The sequence below is a fragment of the Providencia sp. PROV141 genome (assembly GCF_028481645.1).
GTDB classification, from domain to species: domain Bacteria; phylum Pseudomonadota; class Gammaproteobacteria; order Enterobacterales; family Enterobacteriaceae; genus Providencia; species Providencia rettgeri.
Map to the genome: position 1 here is coordinate 157,763 of NZ_JAMPPR010000024.1, position 13,612 is coordinate 171,374.

Annotated in this window: 13 protein-coding genes; 10 read left to right on the plus strand and 3 right to left on the minus strand. The window is 40.4% G+C overall.

Annotated elements, in window-relative coordinates:
• The first annotated feature begins 21 nt into the window (after positions 1-21).
• From tatA to tatC, 3 genes are read left to right on the plus strand one after another with little or no spacing between them, the layout of a single operon-like run.
• On the plus strand, positions 22-303 hold the full coding sequence (gene tatA, locus PSF09_RS16670) for a twin-arginine translocase TatA/TatE family subunit (protein WP_096865125.1): 282 nt from the start codon (positions 22-24) through the stop codon (positions 301-303).
• Positions 304-306: 3 nt separating this feature from the next.
• Complete coding sequence (tatB, locus tag PSF09_RS16675; protein WP_272684186.1) at positions 307-852, plus strand: Sec-independent protein translocase protein TatB; 546 nt, start codon at positions 307-309, stop codon at positions 850-852.
• A 3-nt stretch (positions 853-855) separates the two neighbouring features.
• Positions 856-1,623, plus strand: coding sequence for a Sec-independent protein translocase subunit TatC (gene tatC / locus PSF09_RS16680; protein WP_004260806.1), 768 nt, complete (start codon positions 856-858; stop codon positions 1,621-1,623).
• Positions 1,624-1,699: 76 nt separating this feature from the next.
• On the opposite strand, the gene rfaH is transcribed toward tatC, so the two are convergent.
• A complete protein-coding gene (rfaH, locus tag PSF09_RS16685; RefSeq protein WP_272684187.1) occupies positions 1,700-2,194 on the minus strand; it encodes a transcription/translation regulatory transformer protein RfaH in 495 nt (164 codons plus the stop codon).
• A gap of 165 nt (positions 2,195-2,359) precedes the next feature.
• On the opposite strand from rfaH, the gene pepE reads away from it, so the two are divergent.
• The 3 genes from pepE (at position 2,360) to fre (ending at position 5,385) form a co-directional block, all read left to right on the plus strand.
• Complete coding sequence (gene pepE, locus PSF09_RS16690) at positions 2,360-3,085, plus strand: dipeptidase PepE (RefSeq protein ID WP_210835767.1); 726 nt, start codon at positions 2,360-2,362, stop codon at positions 3,083-3,085.
• Positions 3,086-3,197: 112 nt separating this feature from the next.
• Entirely contained in the window at positions 3,198-4,673 is a 1,476-nt protein-coding gene (gene ubiD, locus PSF09_RS16695; RefSeq protein ID WP_272666210.1) for a 4-hydroxy-3-polyprenylbenzoate decarboxylase, read from the plus strand.
• A gap of 10 nt (positions 4,674-4,683) precedes the next feature.
• On the plus strand, positions 4,684-5,385 hold the full coding sequence (gene fre, locus PSF09_RS16700) for an NAD(P)H-flavin reductase (protein ID WP_272666209.1): 702 nt from the start codon (positions 4,684-4,686) through the stop codon (positions 5,383-5,385).
• A 494-nt stretch (positions 5,386-5,879) separates the two neighbouring features.
• Here fre and fadA read toward each other — a convergent pair whose 3' ends face one another.
• Together fadA and fadB are read right to left on the minus strand one after the other, a co-directional pair.
• Positions 5,880-7,046: an acetyl-CoA C-acyltransferase FadA gene (gene fadA / locus PSF09_RS16705; protein ID WP_272666208.1), complete on the minus strand. Its 1,167-nt coding sequence runs from the start codon at positions 7,044-7,046 to the stop codon at positions 5,880-5,882.
• Between the two features lie 4 nt (positions 7,047-7,050).
• Complete coding sequence (gene fadB / locus PSF09_RS16710) at positions 7,051-9,243, minus strand: fatty acid oxidation complex subunit alpha FadB (RefSeq protein WP_272684188.1); 2,193 nt, start codon at positions 9,241-9,243, stop codon at positions 7,051-7,053.
• Positions 9,244-9,500: 257 nt separating this feature from the next.
• Between fadB and pepQ the strand changes: the two genes are divergently transcribed.
• From pepQ to hemG, 4 genes are read left to right on the plus strand one after another with little or no spacing between them, the layout of a single operon-like run.
• On the plus strand, positions 9,501-10,835 hold the full coding sequence (pepQ, locus tag PSF09_RS16715; protein ID WP_210835757.1) for a Xaa-Pro dipeptidase: 1,335 nt from the start codon (positions 9,501-9,503) through the stop codon (positions 10,833-10,835).
• Entirely contained in the window at positions 10,835-11,449 is a 615-nt protein-coding gene (locus PSF09_RS16720) for an IMPACT family protein (RefSeq protein WP_210835755.1), read from the plus strand. Before pepQ ends, PSF09_RS16720 begins: the two co-directional genes overlap by 1 nt.
• A 28-nt stretch (positions 11,450-11,477) precedes the next feature.
• Positions 11,478-12,929: a Trk system potassium transporter TrkH gene (gene trkH, locus PSF09_RS16725; RefSeq protein ID WP_004914863.1), complete on the plus strand. Its 1,452-nt coding sequence runs from the start codon at positions 11,478-11,480 to the stop codon at positions 12,927-12,929.
• 60 nt (positions 12,930-12,989) lie between these two features.
• Positions 12,990-13,514, plus strand: a complete 525-nt coding sequence (hemG, locus tag PSF09_RS16730) for a menaquinone-dependent protoporphyrinogen IX dehydrogenase (protein ID WP_210835753.1) — start codon at positions 12,990-12,992, stop codon at positions 13,512-13,514.
• Positions 13,515-13,612 lie beyond the last annotated feature (98 nt).

Consider the following 13,612-nt stretch of genomic DNA (forward strand, 5'->3'; position numbering starts at 1 on the left):
AAAACTATAGAGGTATTAACAATGGAATCAACTATTGCAATGGCTGCTTTCGGTAGTCCTTGGCAACTCATTATCATTGCTTTGCTTATTATTTTAATTTTCGGCACCAAAAAATTGCGTTCTTTAGGCTCGGATTTGGGTGAGTCACTCAAAGGCTTTAAAAAAGCAATGAGCGATGACGAAAAAGCAAAAGCAGAGCAAGAAAAGCAAGATGCTGACTTCGCACCTAAAAATATTACGGAACAACAGGCTGCTGAAAAGAAAGAAAGCCCAGTTGAGAGCAAAAACAAAGAGCAGGGTTAAACCGTGTTTGACATAGGTTTTAGTGAACTGTTGCTTGTTGCAGTTATTGGTCTCGTTGTATTAGGCCCTGAGCGGTTACCAGTGGCAGTGAGAACTGTCGCTGGGTGGATCCGTGCGATGCGCTCTATGGCTGCAAATGTACAAAACGAGTTATCGCAAGAATTAAAGCTGCAGGAGCTGCAAGAAACGCTGAAAAAGGTGGAAGAAAAAGCGAATCTAGAAGCGCTTTCTCCTGAACTTAAGCAGTCTATGGAAGAACTGCGTACAGCGGCACAATCGCTTAAAAGCGATTACCAAGCGACAACTAATGATATTGAAACAGAGTTAAACAAAGCAAAAGAGATCACTGACAGTTACGATAGTGCTGTAAAGGAAGTGAAAGATAATACTCAGCAACCTGAAGAGTCTGATCCAAACCCTGAACATGCAGCTAAAATGGCGGCAGTTGTTGAGGAGGATGAGAAACCGGAAGATTCAGCAGCCGTGAAAAAAGTAGAGTCACTCGATGCTAATGTAAAAAACTCTAATCAAACTGAAAGTGAAAAATAACACATGGCTGTAAATGATACACAACCACTTATTAGCCACCTCATTGAACTTCGTAAACGGCTACTCAACTGTTTAATTACAGTTTTAATTGTTTTTGCTGCGCTTGCTTATTTTTCGAATGATATCTATCGGCTGGTTGCAGCTCCTTTGATTGATAAGCTGCCAGTAGGTTCGCAAATGAGTGCGACGGATGTGGCGTCTACATTCTTTACCCCAATTAAATTGACAATGATGGTTTCGGTTTTTGTATCGATCCCAGTTATTCTCTATCAAATATGGGCTTTCATTGCACCTGCCTTATACAAGCATGAACGTAAACTCATGTTGCCTTTGCTTGTTTCAAGTAGTTTCTTGTTCTATTTGGGAATGGCATTTGCCTACTTCGTTGTTTTTCCACTCGCATTTGGTTTCTTTGTTAAAACAACGCCAGATAGCGTTAACTTTATCCCGGATATCAGTAAATACCTTAGTTTCGTCATGACATTATTCATGGCTTTTGGTGCTGCATTTGAAGTCCCTATTGCAATTATTTTACTGTGTTGGACTGGTGTAACGACACCTGAATCACTAAAACGTAAACGCCCTTATATTTTAGTCGGGGCATTTATCGTTGGGATGTTTTTAACGCCGCCAGATGTACTCTCTCAAACTTTACTTGCTGTTCCAATGTATTTGCTCTTTGAGCTCGGTGTTTTACTATCCAATTTCTATGTTGGAAAAGGTAGAAATCGACAAGAAGGTGCAGAGGAAGAAGAAAAAGAAGAGTCCTGATTTGTATTAATCTATTGTTATTCAATACAAAATTATAAAAAGCCCTCTAGGAAGGGCTTTTTTATTGCTTCAATACTCAATCTGTATTTTTTTTAAACTGTGTATTATCAACTACTTTGGGTACGCTTTTATTTAAAATATTCAGTAAAAGAATAGAACGGTACTCACCATTAGGTTCACCAAAAATAGCTTGTACACCCGCAAAAATACCTTCGGTAATAGTCACCTGGTCACCATGCTTTGGTATATCTGGTGCGACGGAATAACTAATAGGAGTTTGTTGTAGTAGTTCAATAATTTCTTCAGGGACTTCCGTCGGCAATTGGCCAAAACGAATAAAATGGCTGACCCCTCTCGTTGACTGGATTGTTGTCGTATGAATTTCATTATGATCAAATTTCACAAATAAGTAATTTGGAAACAGAGCTTCTTGCACAGTCGTCCTTTTTCCTCTAACCACTTTTTCCATTTCAGTCATGGGCGTCATACAAACAACATTCTGTCGATTTAAATGCTCCATAGCGCGCTCAATTTGGCCTCGTTTGCAATAAAGCAAATACCATTTTTCCATTTTTTTGAATTCCATCTGACAAAACTATGTTTATGATAACAAATTACGACATAACAATGTGACTAATGAATAACAGCACCATATCATTGATATTCATCAGTCTATATTAATCGAATATAGTCTTATGATAACTGTAATGCAAAAACCAAATCAGTAGGAGACATAATGGATATCTTTTTGTTGAGTAACGGCAAGCTAGCAGGCAATCCTGTATGGCTAAGCTACGCCTTACCTCGAATCAAAGAAATGATTACTCGTAAGAATATAAAGTCAGCAGTTTTGGTTCCTTATGCGGTTCTTCGCGGCTCACATGACGAAAGAGCAGAGCAGCTTTCCGAAGCATTGGGGATAAAAGTTACGTCAATTGAGCATTTTTCTAGCCCAGTGGACGCGATTGAGCAGGCAGAATGCATTCTTGTAAGTGGTGGCAATACTTGGTGGTTGAATAAATGCCTACATGAGAATGGGTTGATTGTTGCGATTCAACGCGCAGTTCGTGAACGTGGCGTGCCATATATCGGCTGGAGCGCAGGATGTAATGTAGCGACGCCAAGTATTCGTACTACGAATGATATGCCTGTAAGTAACGCAGCAATTATGCCATCTCTGGGGCTATTCCCATTACAAATTAATCCTCATTATATTGATGCACACATCTCTGGTCATATGGGAGAAACTCGTGATGAGCGATTACAAGAATTTTGTGTGATTAATCCTCATGAAGTTGTTGTTGCACTCAGGGAAGGAAGTGGGTTACAAATTAAAGGTAATGAACTTCATTATTTCAGTGGAAAAGATGAAGGTTTTAAACTATTTCAGCATAATAAAACATTCTCAGAGCAATTTAATACATTACTATTAGAAAAATTAGTCCCTTTTGATTGCCAGTAAAATGGTATACTAAACCAGAAAAAGATTGATTTTTAAGTGCTTTAGACAGTAACTTGTAACCTTGGCCGGACGTCTTATAATGGGACTCCCTCTGTAACAGTAAAAGAAGATAATGAAATACCGTGACCTTAGAGATTTCATCTCGCAACTTGAAAAACAAGGCGAGCTAAAACGCATTACAATGGAAGTCGACCCCTATTTGGAAATGACAGAAATTGCAGATCGTACACTAAGAGCAGGGGGACCGGCCCTATTATTTGAAAATCCCAAAGGCTATAACATGCCTGTCTTGTGTAACCTGTTTGGAACAACTAAACGTGTTGCGATGGGGATGGGGCAAGAAGACATAAAAGCTTTACATGATGTAGGCAAATTACTGGCGTTTCTGAAAGAGCCTGATCCACCGAAAGGTTTTCGTGACCTTTTTGATAAGCTTCCAAAATTTAAACAAGTGCTGAATATGCCAGCTAAACGGTTAAGTTCAGCGGCTTGTCAGGAACAAATTTGGGTTGGTGAAGACGTCGATCTCACAAAAATCCCTGTTATGCATTGTTGGCCAGAAGATGCCGCTCCTCTAATTACATGGGGGCTGACAGTAACTAAAGGCCCACATAAAGAAAGGCAAAATTTAGGTATTTATCGTCAGCAAGTTCTTGGAAAAAACAAAGTTATTATGCGTTGGCTGTCTCATCGCGGTGGCGCTTTGGATTTTCAAGAATGGTGCCAAGCACATCCCGGTGAAAAATTCCCTGTTGCAGTTGCCCTTGGTGCAGATCCTGCGACCATTTTAGGCGCGGTAACACCAGTTCCTGACACATTATCAGAATACGCTTTTGCGGGATTATTGCGCGGTAATAAAACCGAGGTTGTTAAATGCATATCGAATGACCTAGAAGTACCTGCTGGCGCTGAAATTATTTTAGAAGGGTATATTGAACCGGGTGAAATGGCCCCTGAAGGTCCTTATGGTGACCATACTGGTTATTATAATGAAATAGATAATTTCCCAGTATTTACTGTGACTCATGTGACTCAGCGTCGTGATGCAATTTATCATTCAACTTATACGGGAAGGCCACCAGATGAGCCCGCAGTATTAGGGGAAGCGTTAAACGAAGTCCTTGTTCCCATTCTTCAAAAACAATTTCCTGAAATTGTTGATTTCTATCTTCCTCCTGAAGGGTGCTCGTATCGTCTTGCCGTTGTGACAATGAAAAAACAATATGCAGGACATGCTAAAAGAGTCATGATGGGAGTCTGGTCATACCTGCGCCAATTCATGTACACTAAGTTTGTTATTGTTTGTGATGATGATATTAATGCACGAGACTGGAAAGATGTCATCTGGGCAATTACAACCCGTATGGATCCAGCTCGTGATACCGTGATGATGGAAAACACGCCCATAGATTATCTCGACTTCGCTTCTCCTGTATCAGGATTAGGCTCAAAAATGGGGCTTGATGCCACCAATAAATGGCCGGGTGAAACAGATCGTGAGTGGGGGCGTCCTATCGTAATGACAGAGAGCGTTAAATCTCGCATTGATGATATTTGGGAACAGTTAAATATTTTTGACACAAAATAAGAGGGAAACCATGGCAACTTTAAGCTGTAAAGTAACATCTGTTGAATCTATCACGGATACGGTTTATCGGGTGATTTTGTTGCCAGATGGTCCTTTTCATTTTAAAGCAGGTCAATATTTAATGGTCGTAATGGATGAGAGAGACAAGCGACCATTTTCAATGGCTTCTACACCGAATAATAAAGAAACTATTGAATTACATATTGGTGCTTCTGAGATTAATTTATACGCAATGGCTGTCATGGATAGAATTTTGGACCAAAAACGTATAAATATTGACATTCCTCACGGTAAAGCTTGGTTTCGGGAAAATAGCAGTAACGCAATGATCTTAATTGCAGGTGGAACTGGTTTTTCCTATACCCACTCTGTATTACTTGCGGCTTTAGCTGAAAACTCGAATCGTGACATAACTTTCTATTGGGGAGGGCGCCAATTGGAGCACTTATATGACCTTGGTGAATTGCAGGCCCTCAGTGAAAACTACCCTAATTTGAAAATTGTTCCAGTTGTAGAGCAACCAGACGAACTATGGCGTGGTAGAACAGGAACAGTCCTGAGCGCAGTATTAGAAGATTTTGGCGATTTGTCCAGTCATGATATCTATATCGCAGGTCGCTTTGAAATGGCTAAAATAGCGAGAGAGCGGTTTTGTAATGAGCGAGGAGCTAAGGCAGAACAACTCTTTGGTGATGCTTACGAATTCATTTAACCCGTCCTACTTCAAATTGTAGGGGTGTTGGCTTCACTCATTCGCCCTAGTCACAGACTTTTGTATGCTCCTAGGGTCTCATTTGCTTACCGCCTATCGATAATCTGAACTATGAGGGTTAAACTTGTCATGGTTTTTGCGTGAAATCAGACCCGTTCAAATCGTAGAAATGTTGGCTCCACTCATTCGCCCTAGTCACATACTTTTGTATGCTCCTAGGGTCTTATTCACTTGCCGCCTATCGATAATCTGAACGATGAGGGTTAAACTTGTCATGGTTTTTGCGTGAAATCAGATCTGTTCAAATTGTAGAAATGTTGGTCGCCCTAGTCACAGACTTTTGTATGCTCCTAGGGGCTTATTCACTTGCCACCTATCGATAATCTTTGAATTTATCGTGGCTATTTGGCCAGAAAAAGGCAAAAAAAAAACCGCCCCTGACTAGGCGGGAACATCGACAAAATACAATGTTTGCGAAAACTAAAACTAAATTGTTAAACACGCTCAATAATTGTAGCAATACCTTGGCCGAACCCGATGCACATGGTGGCTAAACCAAATTGTTTATCGTTTTGTTCTAATTGATTAAGTAATGCTGTTGAAATCCTTGCCCCTGAGCATCCCAAAGGATGGCCTAGCGCAATAGCTCCACCACTGAGATTTACTTTATCATCTAGTTGGTTTTCTGATAGCTTCAAGCCTTTTAAGCATGCAATAGATTGCGCCGCAAAAGCTTCATTTAATTCGATAATATCAATATCATTTAAAGTTAGTCCTGCGCGCTTTAAAGCAAGTTCACTTGCTGGTACTGGTCCAAATCCCATGATCGACGGGTCGCAGCCAACAACTGCCATTGCGCGTATTTTAGCTCGAGGTTTAATGCCTTGCTGTGTGGCATAACTTTCGCTGGCTAGCAGCATCGCAGATGCACCATCAGATAGAGCAGACGAATTACCTGCAGTCACTGTACCACTAATAGGGTCGAAGGCGGGGCGAAGAGCGGCTAAGCCTTGAAGGTTTGCATCAAAGCGAATCACTTCATCATAATTTACTGAAATGAGGTTACCTGTGGCATCATGGCCACTAATTGGAACGATCTCGTTATTGAACTTCCCTTTTTCCGTTGCTAGGGCTGCAAGTTGGTGAGACCTTAATGCAAATGCATCTTGCTCTTCTCGGCTAATTTTATACATTTTGGCAAGCATTTCAGCGGTCAGTCCCATAGCGCCTGCGGCTTTAGCAACGCGTAAAGTCAGTTTAGGGTTGAAATCTATACCATGAGTCATTGGGACGTGGCCCATATGCTCAACTCCACCAATGAGTACTGATTTTGCATCACCAGTCATAATTAACCGGCTCGCATCATGTATCGCTTGCATTGATGAACCACAAAGGCGATTTACTGTAACGGCAGGAACCGTATGAGGTATATCTGTGAGTAATGCTGCATTTTTCGCAATATTAAACCCTTGCTCTAGTGTTTGCTGAACGCAACCCCAGATGATGTCATCCAATTCTTTTTTACTTGCGTTTGGATTACGTTCAAAAATCGCATTCATGAGGTGCGCAGAAAGGTCTTCAGCTCTAACATGGCGAAATACCCCACCTTTTGAACGGCCCATAGGTGTACGTATTCCATCAATAATGACGACATTTTCCATAGAATTAACCTCTCGCAACTTTTTTGACATCAATCGCCACTACTGGTGGCTGTGGGTAATATCTTGCATTGGTAGATGCTTTTTCTTTTAAGCCATTAGGCGCATGATATAGAGGACTTAAATGCTGTAAAGACTCCGTTGTTTTTAAGTAAGATTGACTACCTAAGGTATCTAAATAGCAGAATACTCCGCCTCTAAATGGTGGAAAGCCTAAACCGTAAACTAAAGCAATATCTGCATCCGAAGGGCTTTGGATAATGCCTTCCTCTAAGCAACGAACAACTTCGTTGATCATTGGAGCCATCATTCGAGCAATAATTTCTTCTTTGGTGAAAGAGCGTCTTGTTGAGCAAATAGTAGCAAGTAGTTCATCAGCCCGCGGGTCATCAACTTTTTTCGGTTTCCCTTTTTTATCTTTTTCATATTGATAAAACCCTTGGCCATTTTTTTGGCCAAAGCGTTGTTGTTCATACATCACATCAATGGCATTTTTGCCTTTTTTTCCCATTCGTTCAGGAAAACCTTGAGCCATAACTTGCTCTGCATGAAAGGCAGTATCAATACCAACCACATCAAGGAGATAAGCAGGTCCCATTGGCCAGCCAAACTCTTTTTCCATGACTTTATCTATTTCTCTAAAGTCAGCTCCATCTTGTAACAGTAAGTTAAAGCCAGCAAAGTAAGGGAAAAGTACTCGGTTAACAAAGAAGCCAGGGCAATCATTGACAACAATAGGGGTTTTCCCCATTTTATTGGCGTAGGCAACAACCTTAGCAACCGTGTTATCAGAGGTTTGTTCTCCGCGAATAATTTCGACTAATGGCATTCGATGCACAGGGTTAAAAAAGTGCATTCCGCAGAAATTTTCTGGGCGCTTTAGTGATTTAGCAAGGATTGAAATTGGAATAGTTGATGTATTTGAAGCCAGTATAGTTTCACTTGTTACTAAGGACTCAACTTCAGATAATACAGCGGCTTTGACTTTTGGGTTCTCAACAACGGCTTCAACGACGATTTGGCTATTTTCTACGCCATTATAAGATAATGAAGGGTGAATAGATGATAAGGTTGCCGCCATTTTTGCAGCTGTAATTTTTCCACGCTCAAATTGGTTATTTAATAGCTTTTGTGCTTCTTCAATCCCTAATTCTAATGACTTAACATTAATATCTTTCATTAAAACAGGTACGCCTTTGCTGGCAGACTGATAAGCAATGCCTCCGCCCATAATCCCTGCGCCTAATACGGTGGCATGTGTAGGAATATCAACACGTTGTGCGATTTTTTTACTATTTGACTTAACTTGTTGGTCATTTAGAAAAATATTCACTAACGCACGTGCAACATCACTATGTGCTAGAGGAACAAATGCGGCTGTTTCATGCTTCAAGGCCTCATCGCGAGTACAGTTTGCTGCCTTTTCTATTGTATTCACCGCAGCCATAGGGGCTGGATAGTGTTTGCCTGCAACCTTATACACCATTCCCTTAGCGACATTGAAACTCATCGTTTGCTCAATAGGCTTCAATTGCAGAGGACTAAGTTTAGGTTGGCGTTTTTGCTGCCAATTGAAGGCTCCGGTAATTGCAGATTCAATGACTTGTAGCGCTGATTGTGCGAGAGCTTCTGTATTAACAACGGCATCAATAAGGCCAAATTTTAAAGCTTGAGAGGCATCGATATCTTTACCCGCAGTAATAATTTCTAATGCGCTATCCAAACCAATTAATCGAGGTAGCCGAACAGAACCACCAAAGCCAGGCATGATCCCAAGTTTTGTTTCAGGAAGCCCAATTCGGGCATCAGGAGAGGCGATACGAAAATCAGTGGATAAAACACATTCACAACCACCACCTAGTGCATAGCCATTAATGGCGCAAATCGTTGGAACAGGCAAGTCTTCAATACGATTAAAAATACTATTAGCGTAGTGTAACCAATCGCTTAGTGTTTCTTTTGATGCTTCAAAGAGTGACAGAAACTCTTTGATATCAGCACCAACAATAAAAGCGGGTTTATCAGAACGGAAAATTACACCTTGCAGCTCGGTTTGTTGCTCAAGAACAGACACGGCTTCATCAAGTGAAGCAACGGTGTGGGTATCCAATTTATTAATTGGCCCTGGTGAGTTAAAAACCAGTTCTGCAATCCCTTGTTTCAACCATTGAATATAGATAGTGTCACTTTGATAAAGCATTCTGCTCTCCTCTACGTGGTAGTGTTATCTGGTACGACCAGATGAAAAGAGTGTGACTAGAATGTTAATTAATTGCAAATGATTAATGACAAAAATGGAAGGTTGGTCACAGCAATTAAGTGGAATAATTAATGATTTTAATGATAAACGTATTATATATCAATTGGTTAATTAAGGTTTGCAACAGAGTGCATATCCGTTAATAACAGAACGTGGTAAGCTTAATTTTTCTAATTAATGCTGAAAGGTTGAAGGAAATGGAAAAACTGACTGCACTCTACGCTGAACACATTAAAACGTTACAAAACAGAACTCAGCAAGTTTTACAGCGCAGCAAATTAGATGCCATATTGATTCATTCAGGTGAACCCCTACGCATCTTTCTTGATGATAGCGACTATCCGTTTAAAGTTAACCCTCATTTCAAAGCGTGGGTACCTGTTACCGATGTTCCACATTCATGGTTATTAGTTGATGGTATAAATAAGCCTAAGCTATGGTTTTATTCTCCCGTTGACTATTGGCATAGTGTTGAGCCACTACCAAACAGTTTTTGGACTAAAGATATTGAGTTAATCCATTTAAAAAATGCGGATGACATCAAAACGTTTCTCGCAAGCTTATCAAAAGAAAATGTCGCCTATATAGGCTCAGCAACAGCACGAGCAGAATCTTTAGGGATTTCTTTGCATAATATCAATCCCAAATCGGTTTTAGATTACTATCATTATCATCGTTCTTATAAGACAGATTATGAGCTTTACTGTATGCGAGAAGCTCAAAAAATGGCAGTAAATGGACACCTTGCGGCTCTCGAAGCATTCCGAGCAGGTATGAGCGAATTTGATATTAATGTCAGTTACTTACAATCCACCGGTCATCGAGATACTAATGTGCCTTATGGTAACATTGTTGCGCTGAATGAAAATGCGGCGGTATTACATTACACTAAACTGCAGCAAACAGTGCCGAACGAATTACGCAGTTTTCTTATTGATGCAGGCGCTGAATATAATGGCTATGCTGCTGATATTACGAGAACTTATGCGGCGAAAGGTAAAGACGAATTTGCTGAATTGGTTGCAGATGTCAATACAGAACAGCTTGCTTTAATTGATACGATTAAGGCGGGGGTTCGCTATACAGATTATCACGTGGATATGCATCATAGGATTGCTAAGATACTAATTAAACATGATATTGTTAAAGGTATTAGCGAAGAGTCGATGGTGGAATGTGGCTTAACAACGCCGTTTTTGCCTCATGGTTTAGGCCATCCTCTTGGGCTACAAGTTCATGATGCTGCTGGTTTTATGCAAGATGATAGTGGTACTCATCTCGCCGCTCCTAAAATGTATCCATTCTTGCGTTGTACTCGTGTTTTAGAACCTAAAATGGTGTTAACTATTGAGCCAGGGCTCTACTTCATTGAATCTCTGTTATCTGAATGGAGAAATGGAGAGTTCAGCCAGCACTTTAATTGGGATAAAATTGAGTTCTTCAAACCTTACGGTGGGATTCGTATTGAAGATAATATCGTGATCCATGCAAATCGTATTGAGAATATGACTCGAGATTTACATTTACGTTAATGAAACCTTATTTAATACCGGCTGAAACCATTTCTTTTACAGAAGAGATCAAAAAAAGCCAATTTATTACGTATTTAGCTCATACAGATGGTATTGAAGCGGCAAAAGATTACATTCAATCGATTAAAGCTCAATACCCAGATGCCCGGCACCATTGCTGGGCATTTGTTGCTGGTCGGCCTGATGATTCACAAAAATTGGGGTTCTCTGATGACGGGGAGCCGACAGGAACAGCAGGAAAACCCATCATGGCGCAACTATTAGGTAGCAACCTAGGGGAGGTTACCTGTGTTGTTGTACGTTATTTTGGTGGGATAAAACTAGGCACTGGTGGGCTAGTTAAAGCTTATGGAAATGGTGCTCAGCAAGCATTAAAAATATTACCAACAAAGACAAAAGTACCACAAAAAATCTTTAATTTAGTGTGTGACTATTCATTGATTAATGCGATTGAACAACTGCTTGTCCAGGTGAATGGCACGGTTTTACACAGTGATTATAATGAAACTGTCTCTTTACAAATTGCAATTCCTGCTACTCTTGAGCAGGAAGTCAATGATAAATTACGCGATATAAGCCGTGGAGCCATAACGCTCACGTCAGAATCACAATAGTAAACAGTTTTATCAAGGAACCTGCCGAATGCATTTTCGTGCAATAACCCGTATAGTCGGGCTGCTTGTCATCATCTTTTCTTTTACCATGGTTATTCCTGGTATTGTTGCGCTAATTTATCGTGATGGTGCAGGGCGAGCTTTTAGCCAGACTTTTGTCACTGCTTTGCTAATTGGCCTTTTTTTGTGGCTACCAACCCGTAATAGCCGGCACGAACTGAAAGCGAAAGAAGGTTTTCTTATTGTTGTTTTATTTTGGACGGTACTGGGAAGCGTAGGGGCATTGCCTTTTATTTTTTCTGAAAGACCTAATCTTTCAGTAACTGATGCTTTTTTTGAATCGTTTTCAGGCTTGACGACGACAGGTGCGACAACGCTAACAGGGCTTGATTCCCTGCCCAAAGCTATTTTATTTTATCGGCAGATGCTTCAATGGCTTGGGGGGATGGGGATTATTGTACTTGCCGTTGCAATTTTGCCACTTTTGGGCGTCGGGGGAATGCAGCTATATCGCGCAGAAATGCCTGGTCCTTTGAAAGACAATAAAATGCGGCCTCGTATTGCAGAAACAGCAAAAACATTATGGCTTATCTATGTACTGCTAACGATTGCCTGTGCAGTTGCTTTATGGATAGCCGGTATGGATGTTTTTGATGCTATTTCTCACAGCTTTTCGACTATCGCTATTGGTGGGTTTTCAACTCATGATGCCAGTATTGGTTATTTCAATAGTCCTGCGATTAACACTATCATTGGTATTTTCCTGATTATCTCTGGTTGTAACTTCGGTTTGCACTTTGCAGTATTAACTGGACGTAGTTTAGGGATTTATTGGCGCGATCCTGAATTTAGAATGTTTATTAGCTTCCAGTTTGTCTTGGTGGTTATTTGTACCTTAGTACTTATGTTCCATTCTGTTTATAGTAGCTTTGGTCAAACACTTGATCAGGCATTCTTCCAAGTCGTGTCCATGGCGACAACGGCTGGATTTACGACAGATAGCTTTTCTGGTTGGCCTCTTTTTTTACCTATGCTGCTATTGTGCGCCGCATTCGTTGGAGGATGTGCAGGCTCGACAGGTGGTGGGTTAAAAGTTATTCGTATATTGTTACTTTTCTTACAAGGCTCGCGTGAGTTAAAGCGCCTAGTTCACCCAAATGCAGTCTACACAATCAAATTAGGGCAACGCGCATTACCTGAAAGGATCATCGAAGCTGTTTGGGGGTTCTTTTCTGCATATGCACTGGTCTTTGTTGTCAGCTTATTATTACTGATTGCTACAGGGGTTGATGAATTCTCTGCTTTTTCAGCAATTGCAACGACACTGAATAACTTAGGGCCTGGGTTAGGGACTGTGGCTGATAATTTCACAACGATGAACCCTACAGGGAAATGGATATTAGTTGTCACGATGTTATTTGGGCGTTTGGAAGTTTTCACTTTATTAGTGCTACTGACTCCCACTTTTTGGCGTGAATAGTTGGGTACAATTAATAAATAATATTACCTATATAGAAATGATATTAATTTAGGAACAATAATGAGCTACTTACTTTTACACTCCAGTACGGATGGGCAAACTAAAAAAATTATTCTAAAAATAGCGGAGCAACTGAGAAACTCTGGTCGTGAATGTGATATTCGTGATTTAAATACTGACCAACAGCTTAATTTATCAGGCTACGATAAAGTATTAGTAGGGGCATCCATTCGTTATGGGCACTTTAATAAAAAGCTACAACGCTTCGTGCTTTCTCATCAAAATCAATTGAACTCAATGAAGACGGGTTTTTTTGCTGTAAATTTGACGGCAAGAAAAGAAGGCAAGAATACGGTAGAAACCAACGCATATACGCGAAAGTTTTTAGAAGCATGTCCTTGGAAGCCGACATTGAAGTCTGTTTTTGCCGGAGCGCTGTTTTATCCACGCTATACATGGTTTGATAGAATGATGATTCGTCTAATAATGAAAATGACGGATGGTCCAACCGATCCAAAAACAGAGATTGAATATACTAACTGGGAAAAGGTTGCTGAATTCGCGGTTGAATTTGATGATTTGTAGTTCGTAATTTCAACAAAACGTAGTTATTTTGTGTGATTTGTTTAATAATTCATCGCTTGGTAAAATAAATCAAAAAAACACTTGCGAGAATTTTTCGA

What these genes read in the sequence shown, in the direction of transcription:
- tatA (WP_096865125.1), top strand. Translation starts at nt 22, where the DNA reads ATGGAATCAACTATTGCAATGGCTGCTTTCGGTAGTCCTTGGCAACTC.
- tatC (WP_004260806.1), top strand. Translation starts at nt 856, where the DNA reads ATGGCTGTAAATGATACACAACCACTTATTAGCCACCTCATTGAACTT.
- rfaH (WP_272684187.1), bottom strand. Translation starts at nt 2,194, where the DNA reads ATGGAAAAATGGTATTTGCTTTATTGCAAACGAGGCCAAATTGAGCGC.
- pepE (WP_210835767.1), top strand. Translation starts at nt 2,360, where the DNA reads ATGGATATCTTTTTGTTGAGTAACGGCAAGCTAGCAGGCAATCCTGTA.
- ubiD (WP_272666210.1), top strand. Translation starts at nt 3,198, where the DNA reads ATGAAATACCGTGACCTTAGAGATTTCATCTCGCAACTTGAAAAACAA.
- fre (WP_272666209.1), top strand. Translation starts at nt 4,684, where the DNA reads ATGGCAACTTTAAGCTGTAAAGTAACATCTGTTGAATCTATCACGGAT.
- fadA (WP_272666208.1), bottom strand. Translation starts at nt 7,046, where the DNA reads ATGGAAAATGTCGTCATTATTGATGGAATACGTACACCTATGGGCCGT.
- fadB (WP_272684188.1), bottom strand. Translation starts at nt 9,243, where the DNA reads ATGCTTTATCAAAGTGACACTATCTATATTCAATGGTTGAAACAAGGG.
- pepQ (WP_210835757.1), top strand. Translation starts at nt 9,501, where the DNA reads ATGGAAAAACTGACTGCACTCTACGCTGAACACATTAAAACGTTACAA.
- PSF09_RS16720 (WP_210835755.1), top strand. Translation starts at nt 10,835, where the DNA reads ATGAAACCTTATTTAATACCGGCTGAAACCATTTCTTTTACAGAAGAG.
- trkH (WP_004914863.1), top strand. Translation starts at nt 11,478, where the DNA reads ATGCATTTTCGTGCAATAACCCGTATAGTCGGGCTGCTTGTCATCATC.
- hemG (WP_210835753.1), top strand. Translation starts at nt 12,990, where the DNA reads ATGAGCTACTTACTTTTACACTCCAGTACGGATGGGCAAACTAAAAAA.